General features: G+C 37.1%; 21 protein-coding genes and 2 pseudogenes. 8 read left to right on the forward strand and 15 right to left on the reverse strand.

The genetic code is table 11. The features are described from left to right. Positions 1-119: 119 nt before the first annotated feature. The 12 genes and pseudogenes from K5Q29_RS06815 to K5Q29_RS06865 all read right to left on the reverse strand — a co-directional run bounded on the left by K5Q29_RS06815 (position 120) and on the right by K5Q29_RS06865 (position 10848). The gene (locus K5Q29_RS06815; protein ID WP_105121302.1) at positions 120-464 is read right to left on the reverse strand and encodes a metal-sulfur cluster assembly factor; all 345 of its coding nucleotides are present in this window, start codon (positions 462-464) and stop codon (positions 120-122) included. A gap of 121 nt (positions 465-585) precedes the next feature. After that, a pseudogene (locus tag K5Q29_RS10750) lies at positions 586-666 on the reverse strand (pyridoxamine 5'-phosphate oxidase family protein); the annotation flags it as partial. 674 nt (positions 667-1340) lie between these two features. Beyond that, positions 1341-2234 (reverse strand): aldose 1-epimerase family protein, encoded by an 894-nt coding sequence (locus K5Q29_RS06820; protein ID WP_221877075.1) that lies wholly within the window; start codon positions 2232-2234, stop codon positions 1341-1343. Between the two features lie 64 nt (positions 2235-2298). Further along, complete coding sequence (lacG, locus tag K5Q29_RS06825; RefSeq protein ID WP_221877076.1) at positions 2299-3705, reverse strand: 6-phospho-beta-galactosidase; 1407 nt, start codon at positions 3703-3705, stop codon at positions 2299-2301. A gap of 234 nt (positions 3706-3939) precedes the next feature. After that, entirely contained in the window at positions 3940-5619 is a 1680-nt protein-coding gene (locus K5Q29_RS06830; protein ID WP_024413899.1) for a lactose-specific PTS transporter subunit EIIC, read from the reverse strand. Beyond that, entirely contained in the window at positions 5619-5936 is a 318-nt protein-coding gene (locus K5Q29_RS06835) for a PTS lactose/cellobiose transporter subunit IIA (RefSeq protein ID WP_003048451.1), read from the reverse strand. The genes K5Q29_RS06830 and K5Q29_RS06835 overlap by 1 nt, the downstream gene beginning before the upstream one ends. A gap of 31 nt (positions 5937-5967) precedes the next feature. Continuing rightward, a complete protein-coding gene (locus K5Q29_RS06840) occupies positions 5968-6801 on the reverse strand; it encodes a PRD domain-containing protein (RefSeq protein WP_105136641.1) in 834 nt (277 codons plus the stop codon). Between the two features lie 188 nt (positions 6802-6989). Then, entirely contained in the window at positions 6990-7967 is a 978-nt protein-coding gene (gene lacD, locus K5Q29_RS06845) for a tagatose-bisphosphate aldolase (protein WP_221877077.1), read from the reverse strand. 1 nt (position 7968) lies between these two features. Beyond that, positions 7969-8901 (reverse strand): tagatose-6-phosphate kinase, encoded by a 933-nt coding sequence (locus K5Q29_RS06850; protein ID WP_221877078.1) that lies wholly within the window; start codon positions 8899-8901, stop codon positions 7969-7971. Between the two features lie 9 nt (positions 8902-8910). After that, a complete protein-coding gene (gene lacB, locus K5Q29_RS06855) occupies positions 8911-9426 on the reverse strand; it encodes a galactose-6-phosphate isomerase subunit LacB (RefSeq protein ID WP_018031055.1) in 516 nt (171 codons plus the stop codon). Between the two features lie 26 nt (positions 9427-9452). Beyond that, positions 9453-9875 carry a galactose-6-phosphate isomerase subunit LacA gene (gene lacA, locus K5Q29_RS06860; protein WP_029180425.1) on the reverse strand — a complete coding sequence of 141 codons (423 nt, stop codon included), beginning with the start codon at positions 9873-9875 and terminating at the stop codon, positions 9453-9455. A gap of 205 nt (positions 9876-10080) precedes the next feature. Continuing rightward, complete coding sequence (locus K5Q29_RS06865; RefSeq protein WP_029186789.1) at positions 10081-10848, reverse strand: DeoR/GlpR family DNA-binding transcription regulator; 768 nt, start codon at positions 10846-10848, stop codon at positions 10081-10083. Positions 10849-11432: 584 nt separating this feature from the next. Between K5Q29_RS06865 and K5Q29_RS10755 the strand changes: the two genes are divergently transcribed. The 5 genes and pseudogenes from K5Q29_RS10755 to K5Q29_RS06885 all read left to right on the forward strand — a co-directional run bounded on the left by K5Q29_RS10755 (position 11433) and on the right by K5Q29_RS06885 (position 14226). Next, positions 11433-11783 (forward strand): hypothetical protein, encoded by a 351-nt coding sequence (locus tag K5Q29_RS10755; protein WP_260619131.1) that lies wholly within the window; start codon positions 11433-11435, stop codon positions 11781-11783. Positions 11784-11953: 170 nt separating this feature from the next. Continuing rightward, positions 11954-12142, forward strand: coding sequence for a helix-turn-helix domain-containing protein (locus K5Q29_RS10760; RefSeq protein ID WP_044759875.1), 189 nt, complete (start codon positions 11954-11956; stop codon positions 12140-12142). Positions 12143-12232: 90 nt separating this feature from the next. After that, a pseudogene (locus K5Q29_RS06875) lies at positions 12233-13277 on the forward strand (site-specific integrase). A 321-nt stretch (positions 13278-13598) separates the two neighbouring features. Next, on the forward strand, positions 13599-13964 hold the full coding sequence (locus K5Q29_RS06880; RefSeq protein ID WP_105139933.1) for a type II toxin-antitoxin system RelE/ParE family toxin: 366 nt from the start codon (positions 13599-13601) through the stop codon (positions 13962-13964). Then, positions 13951-14226, forward strand: a complete 276-nt coding sequence (locus tag K5Q29_RS06885; RefSeq protein ID WP_024393434.1) for a helix-turn-helix transcriptional regulator — start codon at positions 13951-13953, stop codon at positions 14224-14226. The genes K5Q29_RS06880 and K5Q29_RS06885 overlap by 14 nt, the downstream gene beginning before the upstream one ends. 100 nt (positions 14227-14326) lie before the next feature. Here the strand turns inward: K5Q29_RS06885 and K5Q29_RS06890 are convergent, their stop codons facing one another. Next, on the reverse strand, positions 14327-15388 hold the full coding sequence (locus K5Q29_RS06890) for a hypothetical protein (protein WP_105139934.1): 1062 nt from the start codon (positions 15386-15388) through the stop codon (positions 14327-14329). A 443-nt stretch (positions 15389-15831) separates the two neighbouring features. Further along, positions 15832-18372, reverse strand: a complete 2541-nt coding sequence (locus K5Q29_RS06895; RefSeq protein WP_105139935.1) for an SEC10/PgrA surface exclusion domain-containing protein — start codon at positions 18370-18372, stop codon at positions 15832-15834. A 130-nt stretch (positions 18373-18502) separates the two neighbouring features. On the opposite strand from K5Q29_RS06895, the gene K5Q29_RS06900 reads away from it, so the two are divergent. After that, a complete protein-coding gene (locus K5Q29_RS06900) occupies positions 18503-18844 on the forward strand; it encodes a helix-turn-helix domain-containing protein (RefSeq protein WP_105139936.1) in 342 nt (113 codons plus the stop codon). Between the two features lie 48 nt (positions 18845-18892). Here K5Q29_RS06900 and K5Q29_RS06905 read toward each other — a convergent pair whose 3' ends face one another. Then, complete coding sequence (locus K5Q29_RS06905; protein WP_105139937.1) at positions 18893-19405, reverse strand: hypothetical protein; 513 nt, start codon at positions 19403-19405, stop codon at positions 18893-18895. 742 nt (positions 19406-20147) lie between these two features. Between K5Q29_RS06905 and K5Q29_RS06910 the strand changes: the two genes are divergently transcribed. Then, positions 20148-20462 (forward strand): hypothetical protein, encoded by a 315-nt coding sequence (locus tag K5Q29_RS06910; RefSeq protein WP_105139938.1) that lies wholly within the window; start codon positions 20148-20150, stop codon positions 20460-20462. After that, positions 20462-21538 carry a cell division protein FtsK gene (locus tag K5Q29_RS06915; protein WP_105139945.1) on the forward strand — a complete coding sequence of 359 codons (1077 nt, stop codon included), beginning with the start codon at positions 20462-20464 and terminating at the stop codon, positions 21536-21538. Before K5Q29_RS06910 ends, K5Q29_RS06915 begins: the two co-directional genes overlap by 1 nt. The last annotated feature ends 92 nt before the right edge of the window (positions 21539-21630 follow it).

Below are 21630 nucleotides of genomic sequence, written 5' to 3' on the forward strand. Positions count from 1 at the left end.
ACGGGCATTAGTCAAGTAATTATAGCACTAACCTGAACGAAGTTCAGCGAACGTCTTTAGACGTCGCTGGAGAGAAACGGCTTATAGCCGGTGTACAAGCCACCCGTTTTCACGGGTGGTTATGACTTCGGACTGATACCAAGCGTAATGCGTCCAAGACGGCTGATACGGGTCATCTTCCAAGCAGGAGACCAGACAATCTCTACCTGTGCATCGTTTATACCATCAATCGTTTTCAAGGCTGCAACCAATTCACCAGGCATAGTATCCGCACAAGAACAACCTGAATCTGTAAAGGTCATGACAACCTTACAAAAACCAGCTTCATCTAAATGAATCTCATAAATCAAACCCAAATTGTAGATGTCTAGTTCAATTTCAGGATCGTAAATGGATTCCAAAACCTCTATCAACTGTTCTGATACAGTTAACGCTCGTTCATTAATCTGAATATCTTCTCTCATTAAATTTAAACACTCCTAAAATATTTATAAGAAGTATTGTATCATAATTAAACGAAATATACCTATGCTATCAAATGTTTTTATTTAGCTTTTATAGAGCACGGACTTCTGAATCCTTACCTTAACCGATAGAAAAAATATATTTGTGCCCTTGAGGCAAACTATGATAGAAACCATGACCTGCATAAATCTGAAACACCTGTTTTCTGTACTATATCAAAAAACAGCAAACCGGATACTGTTAGAAAACGAGACCGTAGAATAATTTTTTTAACTTTAAACGAGGCTGGGCAAAAAGTCCAAAGCCACTTCTCAGAGTTCGTGTCAACATCTCAGCGCAGTGGGAGTGGTTAATTGGCTTTAACAGTCCAGCGGAGTGAAACAGTTCGGGGAACTGTTTCAGCCCGAGCCTAGAAAGAAAAAAGCGAGGTTAAAGGTTGGAGATACGATTTGCGAAGCAAATCACAGCAATTCGTATTTCACACTCCAAATCTGACCTATACTGCTGATACGAACAGAGTTCGCTCCGTTTCCAGCCTCCAAAGGTTCCCCGAACCTTTTTGTAACGAACCTTGTTCGCTCTATTTCCAACTTCCAACTGTCTCCCAGACAGTTTTGTAGCGAACTCTGTTCGCTCTATCTCCAGCCTCCAAAGGTTCCCCGAACCTTTGGAGCTATACGGGGGTTGGAGTTCAAAAGGTCTGGTAGACCTTTTGAAGTAGGAGACATAAGCTGACTGTAGTCAGCTCACATCATTCACAGTCTGGGGATAGACTGTTTCAGTTCAACAACTTAAAACTAGGACTTGTTCATTATTCAGCCAGTGGAGTTTTTGAGTGATTTCCGTAGAATATTTAAATTACTTAACTATGGTATTTACTCAATAATAATATCAAAATGTTTTTTATCAACTTCTTTTGGAGCCACATAACTAATATTTCGTTTGGCATTGAATATATCAGATTCTTCCAGTGATGTAGAGAGTCCACTCCATGGCTCTAAAGCGATAAAGGGACTCTGATTTGTGGTTGACCAAATCACTAAATTTGGAAAATCATCAAATGCAATCGAAAGTTTTTTCTGATGGTTTTTGGATTTCAAGGTTACCTTTCGCGATGCTAATTGATCCAATGTTATGGCATCATGCTCAAACAGTTGATAGGACAAGTCCAAGGTCTTTCGATTTTCCAAGAATGGACGGCGATCTCGCAGATCAAGTAAGCCAGTTTCTGGAAAACTTCTTGGAACTGTACAAGATTCTACTTTTTCAAATTCTAAATAATAGTCTTCATAACTCTCACCATCCAACAAAGGACAATTAAAACCTGGATGCCCCCCAATAAAGTAAGGTAGCTTTCTACGTCCTTCAAGATTTTTCACCCGATATTCAGTTCGGATTGTATTGCCAAATAGTGAGTAGTTAATGGAAAGTTCAAATTCAAATGGGTAATGTTTTACGGTTTCCTCATTTGATGAAATAGAAAATTCCAAAGAATTTTCAGTTCTTCTTACATTTTTGAACATCATTTTTCTCACAAGTCCATGCCTTGGAATTGTGCCTGTAAATGTCGGTCTTTCTGCAGGTTCGTAAATCGCCCAATCATTTCGTAAACTTCCACAAATCGGAAATAGAACTGGTGCTTGACCGCTCCAATAGGTCGGATCTCCTTGCCAAAGATACTCGACACCATCAGTGTCTTTTATCGAAGTAATTTGCCCACCTAATTCAGAAAATTGTACTGTTAAGTTCTCGTTTTTTAATTCGAGCATAAAAGCTGCCTCCCTTATATGAAAACAAGGATGCTAACTTGAGCTAAGCATCCTTGTATTATTTTTATTCAATAACCTGTGTTTCTGCTACTTTTTTATACCAATAAGCACTTTCCTTTGGATAGCGTTCTTGGGTCTCAAAGTCAACATAGAACAAGCCATATCGTTTCTCGTATCCATTTGACCAAGAAAATACATCCATCAAGGACCAGATGAAATAACCTTTAACGTTGGCACCATCTGAGATAGCATCTGAAATCACTTCTAAATGCTTTTTCACATAATCAATTCGACCATCGTCATAGACTGTACCATCTACAAACTCATCTTTATAGCCTAGGCCGTTTTCAGTGATGTAGATTTTCTTATAGTTTGGATAGTCATTTTTCACACGCATGATTTGATCATAAAGGCCTTGCGGATAGATAATCCAATCCCAGTCCGTTTTTGGAATATCAACTGGAGACTCTCTACGACCAACTCCCTTGATTTGATACTTAGAACTTCCCTTTTCCCCCTTACCATTATGGATAATTTCAGTCTCACCGTCATGAGCCCTCATCCAATCACTCATATAGTAATTGATGCCCAAGAAGTCGTTCAAATCTTTTGCGGCATCTAAGGCAGCGAAATCTTCATCACGAAGATCTAATTCCCCACCATTCACTTTCAGAATATGTCGAACGCCTTCAAGCGTTTTTTCAGAATAGTAACCCAAGTATGTAGCATCGAGGATAAATTTATTATGAATAATATCTTCTAGCTCCGCTGCACGAACATCGTCAGGGTTGGTTGGATCATAAGGATATTTCGTTGGCAATGCGTGTACAACACCAATTTCTCCGCTATATCCAGCATCCTTGTAGAGCTTAACCGCCTTAGCATGTGAAACCATCATATTGTGGTGAGATTGGAATACCTTAGCTAAGTCATACTGAATCCCTGGCGGGAACTTACCTACAAGATACTGTCCGTCACCAATTGGACCGATTTCATTAAAGGTTGTCCAGTAATTCACTTCAGGGAATTCTTTGAAGCAAAACGCTGCGTAATTGACGAAGTGTTCAATGTTATCTCGATTCAGAAAGTCACCATTAGAATGTAGCGTTTCTGGTGTATCAAAATGGTGAAGCGTTACAAATGGTTCTACGTGACGTTTACGGCATTCCGCAAATAATTTATGGTAATACTCTATTCCCTTTGGATTCACTTCTCCAAAGCCTGTTGGGAAAATACGAGACCACGCAATTGAAATACGAATGCCGTTTACCCCAAATTGTTCACTTAGTTCTAAATCAACTGGATAACGATTATAAAAATCAGAAGCTGGTTCCGCAGTGTACCAGTAATTATCTTCTAGATACTTGTCCCACGCAACACGACCTTTTCCATCCGTCTGTGTAGCACCCTCTGCTTGATATGCAGCAGTTGCTCCACCAAATATAAAATCTTTCGGTAATGTTTTAACCATATGCCTACCTTCTTCTATCAAAAATAAATAAAGGGGTAGGAGTTGGAGATGATAACTCCCTCCCCTTTTGATTAAGAACCTGTATTCACAAGTGAAGTGCTTGTATATAAGAGATAGTTTTTCGCTAATCAAGGCGTTTTTTTGAGGGAATACTGACTGTATTTTGAAAAAAACTAACGATGAGTAGCTGAAAAACTAGCCTTAGATGGAAGTGCTGAACTGTGAATACAGGTTCTAAAACTGTTGTTTGACAAAGTCAAGAGCACCTTGACCATCACGAGTGAGTTTAATGTATTGAGCCCCTTCAGTTTTGGCAAGTTTAATACCCAATGCATCGGTTTCTTGTTTAATGTCATCGTAGTTTGATGCCACTTGAGGTGCAAGGATGACTAATTGATACTCTGGCAAAATCTCACGGTGCGCCCCATAGCTTCCTGCTGTAGCTGTAACTGGAACACCATATTCTTTTGCAGCTTTAGTTAGAGCATTGGCAAGCAATCCACTTGTACCACCCCCTGCACAAAGTACCAGAACGTTGGTTTGTTCAGAAATTTCGGTATCGACTGCAGCTTTTTCAAGAATAGCATCGGCTTTGGCAGTATTAAAGTTGGCTGCCACTTTCTCTTTTAAGCTATTTTCTACTTTCCCTGATTGTTCTTCAGCAAGAATTTGCTCATCGTAAACTTTCAAGAATGGATAATAGATAAGTACATCGACAACTACCAATAAGATAGCTAGTGCAAAGGCGAGTGGAGCAAAGTTTGTTCCCATTACAATCCCCAACGGTCCTGGAGTTGTCCATGCTAAGTTGACGCTGAAACTATTCATTTTTAACGTATCAACAAAGAATTTGAAAATCCATACGTTAGCAATTGGAGCTAAGATGAATGGAACAAAGAATACTGGGTTGAGTACAAGTGGTGCACCGAACAAGATCGGTTCATTTACACCAAAGAAAGTTGGAACAACTGAAGCACGTCCAATTGCTTTATTTCGTTTAGACTTAGTCAACCACATAAACATGAATGGCACAACCAAGGTAGCACCTGTACCACCCATTGTTACGATAAACATTTGAGTACCTGAAGTCAGGATTTTGTCCGCATGTTGACCCGCCTGTAGAAGCTGGAAGTTGGTTTCAATATTGGCATAAGTAATGGCTGCAATTGCTGGTTCCACAATAGATGGACCATGAATCCCTACAAACCAGAACAAAGCATAGGCACCAAAGATAATTGTAATACCAACATAACCATCTGCGGCTGTAAATAGAGGCTCAAATAATTTCAGGATCGCCTCAGCAACGTTTGTTCCAAGGAATTGACGTGTCACAAGATCAATTCCATACAAGACAAAGATAGACAATGCATATGGAATCACATCTTTAAATGCCTGGGATACGTTCGGTGGAACTTCGTCTGGCATACGAATGGTAACATTGTTTTTCACACAGACCTTATAGATATTAACCGTAATGAAGGCTGCCAGAAAGGCTGTCAAAAGTCCCTTAGTTCCCATGTAACCATTGGCAAATCCACCTTCAATACCATCAGAAGCCAGTAATAAGAAACCTGAAATTGAGGCAATCATGGTTGAAATGAAGTTAATCTGATTGGTTTTTGGCACTTGACGGTTAAACGCATCTGTCAAAGATTTTGCGGTCGTTCCTGCAACTAAGACAGCTACAATACCCATTGTATAACCGTAAGGTTTCATGATAGCCGCAACTGCTTCATCAGACCAAGTAAATCCAAAGATATTAGGTACAAATGCTACCATTAGAAAGAGAGTTGAGAACAAGATAACCGGCATGGCAGCGATAAAACCATCACGGATAGCCCTTAAATAAGGGTTTCTCGAAATCTTTTCAAAGAAAGGCTTCCCTTTCTCAATGAATTCAATCAATTTATTCATTACTTATCACCTCGTTTGTAAAGTTCAATCATATGACTCATCATATCTTTCAATAACAACGTTGTCATGAGATGGTCTTGACCATGCATGAGCGTCACACTAAAGGCTAAATCCTCACCAGCCGCTTCTTTTTGTAACAAACTTGTCTGAGCATGGTGAGCTTCAACAATACAAGCATTGGCAGCTTCAACTAGTTCTTCTGCTTTTGCATAATCACCTTTTTGAGCAGCAGCCAGTGCCTCCATCAAACGAGAACGAGCATCACCAGCGAACGCAACAATCTCAAAACCTAATAACGTAATTTCTTCTCTGTTCATAATATGGACCTCCTTTTAAAATTGAATTGATTTACAATAACCGTTGAATATGTAACACAATATAGAACCTTTCACTGTCATTTACAGGTTCATCAACCAATGATGTGATCATCTCAAAAATCTGACTTCCAATCAGGTAAGCTCTTGGATTCTGGAGCTTGATATACTGTTCCAAACTAGCAATCGATTCATTTGACTGATGGGATCGATCTAAGTAATTCAGAAAATAGGACAGATGGATCATAAAACGATCATAAAAATTGCTATTTTCTTTTGTGCGTTTAATCCCATTCTCCGTTAGAATTTGTTCAACATCCGTTATAATTTTTTTGCTGATGTCCTGTTCTTCACTTGTGGGATGAATGGTTTCACCCTTTGCATTAATTAAGTGAAGTGCAATTCTACCAATCTCATCATTCGGAAGTTCTTTTAGCAACTTTTCACGAAACATAGCTAAGGCTTCACGCGCCATTTTATATTCCAATGGATATTCGGCTAAAATATTGGGTAACTTACTTTCTTGATAAGTATTCTTTAAAACCGCCTGATATGCACAATAGATATGATCTGTCAGTGTCACATATAGATATTCTTGTACAGGGTAATGATAGGTTGCTACGAGATGATTGATAACCGTGTAGGTTGCTGAAATAAAATCTAAGGGAATATCTTTTAATAAGGTTAGAAAGTTTTCCTTGGCCTCATCATTTTTTAGCGAAAAGATATTTTCTATCTTATCCTGAACAATTAGATCTCCCTTTTTCTTTTGAAAGGTTATACCTAATCCCATCACGACTGCCTGTTCCCCATGTTCATTTTTCACCAGAGCAGCGTTATTATTTAGTGACTGTATAATCCTAAACATAAATCCCTCCTATATTTTTAAGCAAAAAAAGACTACAAACAAACCGAGAATATTCTACTCTCAAATCCATTTGTAGTCTTGCCTAATCGAATTAGTTACAATCCACCCTATTCTTACTGATGAGATTATTATAGCATATTCTCAGAAAATGTAAACCCTTTCTTTTAAGAAAATGGTTATTTTTTATATTATTTTTCTAGCCAAGAAGTAGCAGTTTGAGACAAGATCGCATCAAGTCCTTCAATATTTTCACGACCAACAGTTCGTAACCATTCACGTGCTGCTTCTTCTCCTTGTTCGATGTAAACTGGCACAACACCTGCCCATGTTGCACGACCACAGAGAACACCATTAAATTTAGCACCTGCTTCATGTGCAAACACTAGAGTATCTTGGAAGAGTTTTGCAGAAACACCTGCACTTAGATAAATGTATGGCAAATGAGTTGATGCTTCTTGTTGACGGAAATATTCGGCTGCTTCGTCTTTTGTATAAACGACTTCCCCTGTTCCAAAGCCTTCTACAAAATTCATGTTCACAGGTACTTCTACCTTGAGAACATCTACTCCAAAACGCTCATCCGAAAAGACTTTCATGGCTTCATTTACTTTTCTAGGTTTAACTTTCGCAAACTCAACACTAGCATTGTCTTCAATCGTTTCATCATAGCTCAAAATCTCCAAGAAGAATGGCAAACCTTCTGCCTGACATTCTGAACCTAAGCGTTCAATATAAGCATGTTTTTGAAGATTAACGTATGAATCACCATCAACGTCATAGTAGAGTAGAAACTTAATGGCATCTGCCCCCTCTTCTTTTAGTCGTTTTACAGACCACTCTACTAGGCAATCTGGCAAACGACTGGTAGAGCTGGTGTCATAGCCAGTTTTTTCATAAGCCAAAAGTAATCCACATTGCTCATCGCGGGCGCGTGAAGCTGGCAAACCAAACTCTGGATCTAACAGAATTGAGGAAGAAAACTGTGTTAATTCTTCAGAAACTAGAGTTTTTAGCTCTTCCATCTGCTCCACAGTAGGTTCTTCTGCCTGATGTTTTGCCATCATTTTTTTCAAGGCTCCACGTTGGTCGAAGGCAAGAGCTGAAATGACTCCTGCTTCATTGCTGACTTTTTCCATATATTTTCTTTTTTCTGCTGTTACTACCATCTTAAACCTCCTCGACTTCGATTTGAGAATACAATACTTCTGAATGTTCTAAGTTGACATAACCTGTCTGTTCTTCCTGAGCATTTAACATACCCAAAACATTTGCATTTTTTAGTAGTTCTACATCAGGTAATGCATGTTTCAAACTAGCTGCTATACCTGCAACAGTTGAGTCACCCGAACCTACTGGATTGACGACATTTATTTTTGGAATTTTCACACGATAGAACTTGTCATTGTGCTTGGCAAAAGCTCCCTTTGCACCCAAGGATACGACTATCCATTCAATTCCTTGGAATAATTGACCAGATAGAACTGCTTTTAATTCTTGAATATCATCTGTGACATTTTTGCCAATTAACTGTGATAACTCTTCTGTATTCGGCTTAATAACTGTCGGCTTCTGCTGGCTTTCTAAAACTTTTTTCAGTGCCTCACCAGAACAATCCAGAACAACAGCTACACCGCATTTTTTACAAAGTTCAATTACCTTAACATAGTAGTTGCTAGCAAGTCCCTTAGGCAAACTTCCTGAAATAACAACAACATCTATATTGTTCAGAATAATTTCTAGATGTTCGATAAAATTCAAGGCTTCATGTTCTTGAATAGTAGGTCCTTGTTCTAAAATCTCTGTCTGTTGGCCATCGTGAAGGATCGCAATGCAATTACGTGTTTCGTTCCCAATTTCCACAAAGGAATTTTTAATATCATTTCGAGTGAGTTGTTTCTTTACATAATTTCCAAGTTCACCACCGATAAAACCAGTTGCCACAACACCTTCATCGATTTGTTTCAAAACCCGTGTCACATTGAGCCCCTTACCACCAGCTGTTTTTTGAACTTTTTCTACTCGATTGACCGTATCCAATTGAAAGGTATCCAATTGATAGGCAATATCAACCGACGGATTTAAAGTGATCGTCAAAATCATGTGAACCTCCTAGTCGTGGTATTCTCCACGGTCCCACTTTTCAAGAAATTCAGTAAAGAACTCTGGATTAGCCTGCTCTTGATTGAGCGTTTCAACTGCAGCAATCTTTTCGATCAAACGTTTATTTTCTTCAGTTGGTTTGTATTCTGCTTTAATGAAGGCTTCAATGATGTCGCACATGAGCAACTCACCTGTAATCTTTCCTCCAAAACCAATGACGTTGGCATTTAACTCCTCCTTAGCGTAAAGTGCTGAGGTCATATCACGAACCAAGGCTGATCGAACACCCGGTACCTTATTCACCGCATTGTTGATGCCAACACCTGTTCCGCAGATACAAATTCCCAAATCTGCTTGTCCGCTTGCAACAGCTTCACCAACTTTTTTACCAAAGATTGGGTAATGAGTACGGACATTGTCATAAGTCCCAAAGTCCAATACTTCATAGCCTTGATTTTTCAAATAATCTACCACAGCGATTTTTTCATACGTTACAATGTGGTCACAACCGATTGCAATTTTCATCTCTTATTCTCCTTTATTTACAACAATTAGCACATTTTATTTAGCATATCGACACGAATTTGGTGACGGCCACCATCATACTCACCTTCAACAAATCCTTTAACAATATTTTTGGCAATTCCTTCTCCTACAATCTCACTACCGATTGTAATAATACGCGAATTGTTGTGTCCTCTTGTCATATAGGCAGAACGTTCGTCTGAAACTTCTGCAGCAATCATGCCTTTGACTTTAGTTGCGGTCATAAATGGACCAACACCATAAGCATCAATCACAATACCAAGATTTCCTTCCTCTTGATTGACTGCTGCAACTACCGCCAAAGTTGTGTCAACAAAATCACTTCCATCACTGACATCTTTAAAGTCATATGATTTTTCTTGTAAATAATCTTTAATAAGGTCTTTTAGTTTTGAGCCCGCTGGATCAGCACCGATAATGATTGTCATAACCTATCTCCTAACAAAAATAGAAAGTTGTAGCCATATGTGGCAGAAAATCGTTGTTTTGCAAAACTTAGAAAAAGCGTTTTCGCTTTTTATGTTTAAATTATACAACCAAACAAACATAAAGTCAACATATTTTGTTTTATTTTTGTTTATTTTTTTAGTATGCAAACAAAAAACCAACATTTTGCTGTTGGTTTTGATAACTTTATGATTTTGTAGAAATAATTTCAATGTGGTTATGTAATAATTGGTAATTTTCATCCTTTGCATTCATATCTGTCACTAGAGCAGTTACATCATTCAAATCACAAAAGGAAGTAAAATCATCTTTGCCAATTTTCGAGGCATCTAGCAGTAGATATTTTTCTAAAGAATGTTTGATGGCAATGTTTTGCGTATAGGCTTCCGCTAGAGTGGAAGTCATGACATCACTTCCCTTAAGTCCGTTACCTGAAAAGAAAATCTTGCTGAATCGCATTTTTTCTAAACTTGTATTGGTAATTTCTCCTACAAACGATTCTGTCACTTGGCGATATTCTCCTCCAAGAAGAAAGACTTGAAAATCCTCTGTCTTCTTTTGAGATAAGATTGTAAAAACTGGCATACAGTTTGTGATGACAGTGAGACGAGGATTTTTAATGGCCTCAGCCAGAAAGGCAACTGTTGTTCCTGGACCTAAAAATACCGTGTCGCCATCTTCTATCAGTTGTGCTGCCCTTTCTGCTATCTCTTGCTTGGCTTCCTTATTTTGAATGTGTTTCTCAGAATGAGAATATTCCCGATATTGAAAAGCCTTATTACTTCTAGCACCGCCATGGATTTTGGTTAAAACTCCTTGCTCTTCCAATTCTATAAAATCACGTCGAACGGTCATATCAGTAACATTTAGCAATTCAACAATCTCAGAGATTCGAACCGTACCTTTTTTATTTACCAATCGTGTAATTTCTTCTAGTCGTTCTCGTTTATTCATGTTTAATCCTTTGTTGTTTTTTTACATTATATCAAAAATAAACAAGAATATGTTGGAAATTTGAACATTATTTTAAATGATAATTACACCTTTATTATACGAGCAATCTTCGCGAGCAGGTTTTGCGCGGTTCGCAAAACATCGGTTCGTTAGAACCGACTGCAAGAAAAAAAGAAAGCATCGAGCTTTCTTTTTGGGCTGCAAGCCTACGTGTTTAGCGATGAGTAACGATAGTTTACTCACGCTAAACACGTATCTCATCAAAAATGAGATTATCTCAATAATAACATCAGTAGAATAACTAAAAATAGGCAGAAAATATCGAAATCTCCTGCCCTTCACTTATTCCACAGACTTTAAGTCCATATACACAAGCTACCTACAAAGCAGCATTGGCCAAAGTTCTCGGAGTTTCCTCAACTAATTTCATCGCTACACAACCACGTACACGTGCAAATCGCATGAACAATCGTGTATTACATATAGACTATCGTTTATCCAACAAAAATAACGACTACTGGCATAAAGTAGTTGTCGCAACAGGCTTACGTAAAAGTGAACTGATCCACGTCACTGGTGATGCTATGCAACGCGGCCGTGATGGTCGTTGGTATTTAAATTTAGACGGCCGTAAACATCACACAAAAGGACGCAGAGATCGCTGGTCTCCAATCATGGCCACTAGTCAAGAGGAGGAAGAGTGGTTAGTCGCTATTTTCCAACGAGCAGGAGAAAAGAGAGTGTTTCATGTACCCAAAGATTTAATTCTCGACGATTTTGATGGAAAGAAAGTTCCTACTGCATTAAAGCCACATAAGTATCGTGCTGAGTATGCAGAGCGTGTTTATCGCAGTGTAGCACGCGAAATTTCCAAGATTAGAAATCGTAAAGAAGTTATCCATCTGCGTAAAGAGTTAGTTCAGAAAAGCTTGTAAAATTGTGACAAAGGCTCTGGGACACAATAGACCAGAGGAATTTCCTCGTTCCTACGCTTATATTTTATTGAAACGCTAGGCAACATTGCACATTTTTCAAAAATCTATCCTCAATTCATTACACATGTGGCATAACACTTGTATCTTCTAGAAAATGAAAGGAATTCTATATGTTACCTCAAAATAATTCTCCTCTTCTGTTAAATAGACAACAAGCAGCGGAACTACTTGGAATAGATCCTAAATCATTTGATAAGTACATCAGAAGCCACCCAGACTTTCAATACTTTATGGTGGGAAAACAAGAGCGCTATTTGAAGTCAAAACTGATTAAATTTATTGAAAGCCACTGCGATTGACGGATAATGATTGATAAAATTAGATTTTTCATATATCCTATATGTGACTAGTCTATTTTATCAATCATTTTTTATAGAAAGGCTGATAAAATGGCAACAATAACAAAACGTGGTAACTCTTACCGTGCAACTGTATCACTTTATAAGAAAGGAGAATATAAACGAGAAACCAAAACCTTTAGCAACAGAAAGATGCTGAGCTTTGGACATTAGAAATGGAACTTAAAAAAGGTCGTGGCAAGAACATTGCCGAACGATCCACCCTATTTCCTGATTTTTATAGAAATTGGGTCCATACGGTCAAGAAAAATGACGTTCGCGAAGCCACCTTTATAAACTATAAACGAACTCTCGTAGTAGTTGATGACCTTTTGGATGGTATTCAACTTAAACACCTTGACGATCTCGTCATGCAAAAGAAATCGACCAATATGCTGAAACCCACTCTAAAAAAACAGTAAAAGAACTTGTTCTTAAAATCCGTGGTTCATTGAAATATGCGTATGCTCGTGGTTTGATTAGCAATGACTTTGGTCATCTTTTAAAAGCAAGAGGGCAAGAACAAGCTAAACGAAATATTCCACTATCTATCACAGAATTTAAAAAACTCAGACAATACTGCCTAAGTCATACTGAGGATGAATTTAATGTTCTTGTTGTTCTCGCCCTTGAGACAGGAGCAAGACGTGGAGAACTTTTAGGAATTAAAAAAGAAGATATTTTTGAATATGGTATCAAAATTCTTCGATCAATTAGTCCAACTAATGACGATACCCAGCTTAAAACCAAACATTCTAAGCGTGATATTTCCATCAACGAAGATGTTTATCAAGCTGTGACAAAACTTGCACAAACAAAAGAAGGCTATATCTTTGATTGGAATGGATTCAAGCAAGCTGGTCAACTTCAAAAGCCGTTAAAACAGTTGGGATTAACAGAAACGACATTTCATGGACTTCGTGACACGCATGCCTCATTTCTCTTTTCAAAAGATATTAGCCTAGACTATATTTCTCGTCGTCTAGGTCATAACTCAATCTTAACAACACAACAGTATTATCTAGAATTAATGCCAGAAAAAAGACACCAGCAAGATGCTGATGCCTTAAATTTATTGAACTCATTAAGCGAGTAAACATTTGAACCAATTTGAACCAAAAAGTCGGCACAAATGTTGTCCACATAACGTTTGGATTAACGTTTTGAGAACTGGCTAGCTTTACGTGCTTTCTTAAGACCTGGTTTTAAAAACTTTTGTTTGAATAAATTTCAAAAGCTTTTAATCTCAACATTTTCACAGGTTTTCAAACCTAAAAATTTCATCCAATTTCAACTAGTTTCATTTGAATGGTGTGAATTTTACCCCCAAAATATACGAATTGAGCTAATTTATACCGAAAAGTTCACACCACTAATAATTGCACAAATGAACAATATATGCTATCATGGAGATACAATGAAACATCCAAAATTTGAATTTTACACACGTCCAAATGGTCGAACTGAATTTATCGAGTTCTTACAAAGCCTTCCAACAAAAGATAAACAGAAACTCCTAGCGACTATCAGCATGATTCAAGAACAGGGCTTGTTGGTTGCACAACGCATGGAATGGGTTAAAAAGTTAGATAGCGACATCTTTGAAATCCGTTCCAAAGTGTCCAGTAATATTCAGCGCGCCCTTTATTTCCATGTTGTTAACGATCGTTTCATCATCACGCATGGTTTTACTAAGAAAACACAAAAGACACCTACTGCTGAAATCAAGCACGCTAAGACATTAAAAAAAGAATTTGAGGAGAATAATAATGGCAAACATTAATTTTGATGATTTTTTGAATAAAGAACTGAAAAACGATGACTTCAAATCTGGCTATTTGGCAGAAAAAACTATCTTAGAGAGTGCTCTCGCTGTCTATAATGCACGCCAAAAAGCTGGACTTACTCAACGTGAACTAGCAGAGCTCTCACATGTTCCACAGTCAACCATAGCTCGTATTGAGCGAGGAAACAATACCAGCATCGAAACCATGAGTAAAATCGCTTTTGCTCTAAATCAAGAACTAACTATTAGTATTAGTTAGTTTCATCATCAATACATCACAATAACAGCACTCCTGATTGTACTTCAAGAGTGCTGTTTACTTTTATGTAAGGACATTTTTATGACAAATAATTGCAAAGTTACTTGATGATAAATCTACTTTTCTTCAATAAAATATCAATTGAATTATTAAAACGTTCAGTAAGTGTTAGATAAGCATCTAGACCTGAGCAGACATCTCTGATAGCTTGGTTTAGACTTCTTTCTAACCCGATGCTATTGTTTAGGCTTTGCTTCATAGTTTTTACGGATTCGTTACTTTCTGATATTGCCCCTTGCAGAGGTGAAAAAGAGGTAATAAATGCTTTTAAATCATCAAGATTCTTATCTGAGGTAGCAAATTCATTATCCAACAAACCTGCAGAATTCGATTCGATTATATCCCAAAGTATAGAAAGTTCATTAATATGTTTATCTAATTTTTTACCAAAATTATTTACATGTGTTGCTGCTTTTTTTGTCTCTTTTCTAACGAAGGATGCAGTCCCTGATCCTCCTTTTTTGTTGACTCGTTCAATCTCAGCTCCAGTTTTTGAGACTTCATCTCCCATAGTACCAATGTCTTGTGTCAACTCTGTCATAACCTCTGTAAATTTGCCAGTAGTTTCTTCAATATCTGCCAAAAAATCAATGAAGCCCTTGTCACTCTCCTCAGACAATTCGGTAATATTTCTTTCTGCAAACCAAGGAACATTATTTATATTTTCTGACCTAAGAAAATCTCTTACAGGATTGCTAAACCCAACTTCATTTGAAATAGCACCATATAAGTTTGTTTTCAAATAATTTAATAACTCCTCAAAACGTAAAAAATGGGTATCATAATCCTTAGCTCTATATTGTTTTAAATCAAAAGGAAGCTGAGACAAATCATCTTTTGTTATCACAATAGTCTTCTTGTTAAATGAATGAGCCAAACCGAGCTCATACATAACATTCGGATTCAATCCTGTTAAATCTGCAATTACTATGTCCGACTCATAAATTGGTTGAATGATATCCATTAAAATATTTTGCTGATTCCCCTCATCACCTGCATTAGTAAACTCAAAATCTTCGGAAAACTTTGACTTAAGCATATCATAAACTTCAAAAAATTCATTTTGAAACGGCATAATAACAAATACTTTTTTCTTTACCATATTCACTATCCTTTAAAATATATATTCTACTACACTCCATTATAAAATTTGATTATTTTTGTAAAAGTGTATAAAATTTATTTCTGTGCATAGAAATGATTCCATATCATTTATGAAGCCCAAATTGGGCTAATAATTCCTGAATTTTTCCAACATAGCATCTACTCCTTTCTGTCGAGGATACTTCCTTTGCAAATATCAGCCTATCAAAGTAATATAAACCAACTTCCTAGAAGATCTACATATTCTTATATCTTATTATAGCATTTTTTATTCCATCCTGTTGTATTGGAGCAAAAGGCATATGAATTTTTAAATTGTAATAGCATAAATATAGTAATGAGCATAATTAGTATAGCTTAAAATCAAAAAAAGATTAACACTACGAGATGTTAACCTTTTTTTATTTTCACATAGTTAGTCTAAAGCCAACTGGAAATCAATCACTTCCGTTTTCGAGCAACCGGTGCCAGACTCAACAAACCAACTCCGATTAAACTCATTAGGCTGAATGTATCACCTGTTGACGGCAACGTCTTAGTTGCTGGCTGAGAGGTTTTCTGAGTCGTCAAAGCCTTTGTGCTTGCTTGGGTAGTCATAGCAGCTGCTTTAGGAGCAACAGACTTGTTAGAATCTGTATAACCTACTACTTTTCCAGTTTCATCTACAACAGGAACAGGTGTTCCATTATTGTCAATGATAGCCTTGTATTCTGCGTCCAAACGTTCTTTAAGTTCTTTAGCAGCTACTTCTTCAAGGTAAGCATTGTAAGCATTCAAAAGGGCAGTGTAGTTTTCTTCACTAATCGTTTGAGTCGCTTTCAAATCTGCAAGGAGTGCCAATTCTTTATTAAGAACTTCTACTTTGCTTGTCAAACTTGTGTTAGCTTGATCATACTTGCTCTGTGCTGCTGCCAACAAGGCAGGTGCATTTTGCAGATTAGCTAGAGTAGTTTTTGCTGTTGCCAATAATTGTTTTGCAGTTACTAGTTCATTTTCAAGAGCTGTAATCGTAGCTTTTGATGAAGCAACTTGATTTTTCAAATTGTCCAAAGTAGCTACTTCTGTTGCCAACTCTGATTTTGCTGTTGCGAGTGCTGCTTCTTTTTCTGCAAGAACTGCTTTAGCAGCTGCCAATGTTGCTTGTTTTTCTTGAATACTTGCGTTCAAGTTAGCCACGGCTTCATTTGCAAGTCGAAGAGTTTCTTGCGCAGTTGCGAGAGTTGCCTGAGCTGTCGCCAATTTAATACGAGCAGCAGGTGCTTGTTCCGCAGTTGCAAGAACTTTAGAAAGTTCTGCTTGCGCAGTTGCGAGAGTTGCCTGAGCTGTTGTATTTGTATCTTTGGCAGTAGCAAGAGCATTCTGTGCTTTCTGGTTGGTAGTCAACGCAGTATTGTAAGCAGATTGTGCCTGTTCGTAAGTGCTACGGATAGTCGCGCTATCATTTGGATTAGCGATAGCTGTGGTACTGAAGGCATTCCCTGTAAATAACGAATTAGAGTCAACATCATTTACGTGTACGCTTGTCGCACCAGCTACGGATGAAATATCGACACCGATATAGCTAGTAGTTACACCAATATCATCCACACCAGCGATTGAGCGGGCATGCAACCACTCACGGCCATTATAAAGGAATTCCACCATAGATTGGTAAATCAATGATTTTAGGTAATCCAGATTGGTGGATGTTGTTGTACGAGACCAGGTATTCAAGTTTTCCCCAACTGCAACATTGAAACGGTCACCAGTTGTATCAAGGGCATTGTCATTGTGACTTCCTTCAACAATACTTGTCCATCCATAGTTATCTGAAACATAAATGTCTGTTACCATGTCAGCAACAGCTACACTACTTGTAGTTACAGCAGTAAGAGGTGTTCCAAACTTAGCACGAACCTGGTTCATAAGGTCAGAAGCAAATAGAGACAATTCTGTAATCGTAGCTTCTGAAAGATTGTTTACATCAGAAATAGTCACCAATTTGTCATTTGCATTCGATTTGTAAGTGTTAGCGACGCGGAGGGAAGCATTCAGTGCTTTGAGTTCAGCAATAGCAGCCGCACGGTCATATTGTCCTTTGAGACCAAGTTCATAGTTTTTCAGTGCTTGTACATATTCATCTGATACAAAAATGGTATTAATTGAATCATAATCCACTTTTGCAGTTGCCAAAGCACTTGTAGCAGAATCCAAGGTCGCTTGTGTGCTCACTGCAGTTGATTGAGCAGCTTCCAATGTTGCCTCTGCTGTGGTTGCTGTTTCTTGTGCAGATGTTACAGCTCTCTCTTTTTCAATGATAGAGATTGCACGTGCAGCGTCTGTTTCAAGGGCAGAAGCCAATTCATCTTGTGCAGTAGATACCGCAGTTTCAGCGGTTGTAACATTGTTTTGAGCGGTTTCCTGAGCTGCAATCACTTTGCTTGCACCTGTTCCGTCAAGACTAGCTTGGGCAGAATCAACAACTGCTTGTGCTGAAGTTACCTCTGCTTGTTTAGAAGTAACATTTTCCTGTGCAGAAGAAACAATCGATTCCTGTGTAGCAATAGCCGATTCTTGTTCACTTACAACATTCTGCGCTTTAACGATAGCTTGTTCAGTTTCTGTCACTTTGGTTTCAGCTTCAGTTACCGCTTGTGATGCAGCAGCGATATTTTCATCAGTTGCATTTTCTGCAATTGACTTCGCTGATGTTAATTCTTCTTTGGCTGTCGTTACGGCAACCGCTTCTGTATTGACCGCATGTTGCTGTTTTTCAACAACTGCTTCCTGAGTTGCGACCGCAGTATTAGCCGCATCTAATTCGGATTTAGCTTGTTCTACTTCTCCCTTTGTAGGAACTGTTGTAGCATCTGTACTTTGAGCAGAGTTCTCAACAACTGTTTCTGGAACGTTGGTAGTATCTACTTGTTCTGCCTGAACTACCACTCCAGTCGACGCAACTAACGGCACCAATAAGCTATTAAGGATTATCTTCTTATTCATATTGTTCTCCTATATTTTTATTAAAGCTATTATAACACAAACTATCCTTATAAGTCTATTTTTATAGTCCTCTTGAGACCTTTTAACTGTCCTTAAAAACATATATCCTTAGAGGATAGGAGGATAGGAAATGACCCTTGATCAATATGTTGCAAAACAGGTACAAAAGTTAAGAAAAGAATTTCAACTGACACAAGAGCAATTAGCCGAAGCAGCCAATATCGATGTGTCTTCGATCGCAAAAATTGAACGTGGAGAACGTTCAAACATCAAGGTTAATACCTTAGATAAATTAATTAGCGCCTTCAACATTTCAACAACAACTTTCTTCAATGACTATCAAGCAATCGACAAACCGATAGATCCCTTACTCGACACCTTGCAGACAAACTTATCAAATCTAAGCAGTAACAAACGCAAAGAGTATTTATTAATTTTCGATGCAATTCTAAAAGCCGGAGAAAACGATTAGTAGCAAATACACATAAACGAGCAGCGTGATCCTGCTCATTTTTTATTGTTAAAAATCAGTAAGAATGTCATCAACCCACTCTGCATATGCTTCTGCGACTTCGTAAGAATGTCTATCCTCTAAAAGCAATTTATCAACAAAACAGTTCAATTTTTTATTAAGTTCATTTTTATTATCTAAAAAATAGATTCTAGCAAGCGCATAAGTAGTTAATCTGTCAAAATCTGGGTACTTTCTTCTCAGTAACTTTGCAAATCTTCTGTACAATTTAGAATTTGGATTATGAACTATTAAATCAAGAGTGTTTTCAATTAGTTCAAAACAAAAATGATCATCAAAAAAATAGAATTCAAGTAGTGTATCAATTTCGAGAATCTCTAAAAAGAGAGGCAAGTATATAATTTTGATATTATTCTTGGCATGAATAACTCTTGAAACCGTGGATATAGAAATTCGTATTTCTCTATCTTCAAAAGTATTTAACATTAATTTTTTTTCTTTCATTTGATTTCGAATTTGTTGACCTAATTTTTTTAAATATAATTGTTGAATCACTTTCATAACAAGACCTTTCTATTGATTTCGAATAATAAAAAAACACTTTTCATTTAAGAAAAGTGTCATAAAACAATTAATTTAATATTTAAGAATTTGCAGTTTAGTATTCAAAAAAATATTTCATTCGCTCAGTTTTTGTGAGCTTATCAATCGTAAGTGTCTCATATTTTTCACTCCTTTCATATCATATTAAGAAAAACAAAAAAAGCTCCCTAGAATCCGTTTCAGGGCACGACAAAAAAGCCATGGTTTCGACCTAATTTTCTAGGTCTCCTGAAACGCTCCTAAAGAGCAAATAATGTCTCCTCCCATGTTATTCACTGGAAGTACCCTTCCAATGAATAACACAATCATCGTCATAATAGCATGCAGGCTGAACATAAGCCGGAAAACGAGCCATAGCCTTGTACCCATTTGTTTTCCTTGCACATAAACCATGATCAACTAACCAACAAGAACACCTTCGGTCTTCTCTTTAACAGCTAATCAATCTACCACTACAGGTTTTTTCACAACACACGTGTGCTGTAGCATGAATGGCGATACTGTAATAAATAATATTTACACTAATAATTATAGCTGTGAAAAAAAAATTAGCAATAGCAAATTCGGTATCATACAGAATTTTAGAAATTTTTGCAGTCCCACTGCAAATTTCTCAATACATCGAAATAGAAATTCTCTCATGTAGTACAATGACAATGTCGAGGCCAAGACAAAAAATATGAATTACGAGGACACGAATATGAAACGTAAAAATAAACAAAATGGTTACTCTGCAACAATTGCATCTGAGTATATCGATCTTAAACAAGCAATTTATAATATTAGTACAAAACTAGAACCTGTATTAAAATTTGAAAACAAAAGACCGACAGGTGAAATTATCGCGTACCGAGCTTGGTTTTCACAAAAAGGTCTACCACCATTTTCCGTCAAGTTCACTACTGATGTTGACTTACCAGGTTACATGTCTATCATTCAATTTGATGATTTGCAAGCCTGCGAAGTTGGTAATAATGTGTATTTCAAAGCAAATAATCTAAAAGAGATTAAATGATGAAGAATAAACAATTAGAGCAATATCTCCTCCAAAGCCTGAATATGGCTTTGGGGAGCTTGATACAAGGCGAAACAAGTTACTCAAATAGTTTTTCAATTAGAGTTCAGGAGGAAGGTTTCCTGTTTATTCCAAGGATGCCTGCAAGCTTTATTATAGATGATAGTCTTTATCAAAAAATCTACCTTATAGCAAATGCTACACTATTCCCCCGATACACTCTATTGAAACAAAATTCCGCTTATTTCATAGCACTTGAAACAGAGGACATTCATACACAAAGAGGTCTCTTTTTCCCCTGGGTTATTGGAATTTCTGAACGACTGATTATCCCAAATTTAGAAGATTTTGTTCAAAAACAGGATAATAGTACCATTCCTATAATGAAGAACCTCAAAATTAACTATGAAAATGTGACATCGATTGCAATTGCAGGAAATTCTGGATCTGGAAAATCTTATGCACTCACTTACTTTTTAACAATACTAAAAAATTTCTCCGATTTAATAATCGTTGATCCAAAGTTCGATACCCCCTCGAGATGGGCATTTCAATACAATGTACCATTCATCTCTCCAAGTTTTAGTCGTTCTAAATCTGATTTTGTATCTCAAGTCAATGAAGAACTCAGTAATAGCTTGAATATTATATATGAGCGACAGAAATTACTTTTTGAAAATCCAAACCAGAAATTCAAGCATATTACCATCGTCATAGATGAAGTATTGGCACTTTCAGAAGGGGTGAACAAACAAATTCGAGAGTCTTTTTTCTCATTAATTACACAAATAGCCTTATTGGGTCGTGCAACTAAAGTACATTTGTTACTTGTTAGTCAACGATTTGACCATACTACACTACCAATCTCTGTTCGTGAACAACTAAATGTACTTATACAAATCGGAAACATCAACAAAAAAACTACACAGTTTTTATTTCCAGATTTGGATCCCGAAGGTATCGTTATTCCAGTTGGAAAAGGGACTGGATTGATTCAAGTTATAGATAGCGAACACCCCTATCAAGTGTTACCATTACTATGCCCAACATATTTTACAAAGAAAGGAATACTCTAGTGCCTAAAAAGAACAATTACTTTCATATAGCTTTCAATCTAATTATTTTTCTACTTCAAATATCGATATTAAGCTTCATTATCAATCTGATA

It is taken from the genome of Streptococcus sp. 2018037 (assembly GCF_019754195.1).
GTDB classification, from domain to species: domain Bacteria; phylum Bacillota; class Bacilli; order Lactobacillales; family Streptococcaceae; genus Streptococcus; species Streptococcus hashimotonensis.

Coding starts and splice junctions, on each gene's coding strand:
- K5Q29_RS10755 (WP_260619131.1), top strand. CDS start 11,433: ATGCAACGCGGCCGTGATGGTCGTTGGTATTTAAATTTAGACGGCCGT.
- lacD (WP_221877077.1), bottom strand. CDS start 7,967: ATGGTAGTAACAGCAGAAAAAAGAAAATATATGGAAAAAGTCAGCAAT.
- K5Q29_RS06815 (WP_105121302.1), bottom strand. CDS start 464: ATGAGAGAAGATATTCAGATTAATGAACGAGCGTTAACTGTATCAGAA.
- K5Q29_RS06915 (WP_105139945.1), top strand. CDS start 20,462: ATGAAGAATAAACAATTAGAGCAATATCTCCTCCAAAGCCTGAATATG.
- K5Q29_RS06890 (WP_105139934.1), bottom strand. CDS start 15,388: ATGGTAAAGAAAAAAGTATTTGTTATTATGCCGTTTCAAAATGAATTT.
- K5Q29_RS06835 (WP_003048451.1), bottom strand. CDS start 5,936: ATGAACAGAGAAGAAATTACGTTATTAGGTTTTGAGATTGTTGCGTTC.
- lacB (WP_018031055.1), bottom strand. CDS start 9,426: ATGAAAATTGCAATCGGTTGTGACCACATTGTAACGTATGAAAAAATC.
- K5Q29_RS10760 (WP_044759875.1), top strand. CDS start 11,954: ATGTTACCTCAAAATAATTCTCCTCTTCTGTTAAATAGACAACAAGCA.
- K5Q29_RS06900 (WP_105139936.1), top strand. CDS start 18,503: ATGACCCTTGATCAATATGTTGCAAAACAGGTACAAAAGTTAAGAAAA.
- K5Q29_RS06865 (WP_029186789.1), bottom strand. CDS start 10,848: ATGAATAAACGAGAACGACTAGAAGAAATTACACGATTGGTAAATAAA.
- K5Q29_RS06830 (WP_024413899.1), bottom strand. CDS start 5,619: ATGAATAAATTGATTGAATTCATTGAGAAAGGGAAGCCTTTCTTTGAA.
- lacA (WP_029180425.1), bottom strand. CDS start 9,875: ATGACAATCATTATCGGTGCTGATCCAGCGGGCTCAAAACTAAAAGAC.
- K5Q29_RS06885 (WP_024393434.1), top strand. CDS start 13,951: ATGGCAAACATTAATTTTGATGATTTTTTGAATAAAGAACTGAAAAAC.
- K5Q29_RS06840 (WP_105136641.1), bottom strand. CDS start 6,801: ATGTTTAGGATTATACAGTCACTAAATAATAACGCTGCTCTGGTGAAA.
- K5Q29_RS06820 (WP_221877075.1), bottom strand. CDS start 2,234: ATGCTCGAATTAAAAAACGAGAACTTAACAGTACAATTTTCTGAATTA.
- K5Q29_RS06910 (WP_105139938.1), top strand. CDS start 20,148: ATGAAACGTAAAAATAAACAAAATGGTTACTCTGCAACAATTGCATCT.
- K5Q29_RS06850 (WP_221877078.1), bottom strand. CDS start 8,901: ATGATTTTGACGATCACTTTAAATCCGTCGGTTGATATTGCCTATCAA.
- lacG (WP_221877076.1), bottom strand. CDS start 3,705: ATGGTTAAAACATTACCGAAAGATTTTATATTTGGTGGAGCAACTGCT.
- K5Q29_RS06905 (WP_105139937.1), bottom strand. CDS start 19,405: ATGAAAGTGATTCAACAATTATATTTAAAAAAATTAGGTCAACAAATT.
- K5Q29_RS06895 (WP_105139935.1), bottom strand. CDS start 18,372: ATGAATAAGAAGATAATCCTTAATAGCTTATTGGTGCCGTTAGTTGCG.
- K5Q29_RS06880 (WP_105139933.1), top strand. CDS start 13,599: ATGAAACATCCAAAATTTGAATTTTACACACGTCCAAATGGTCGAACT.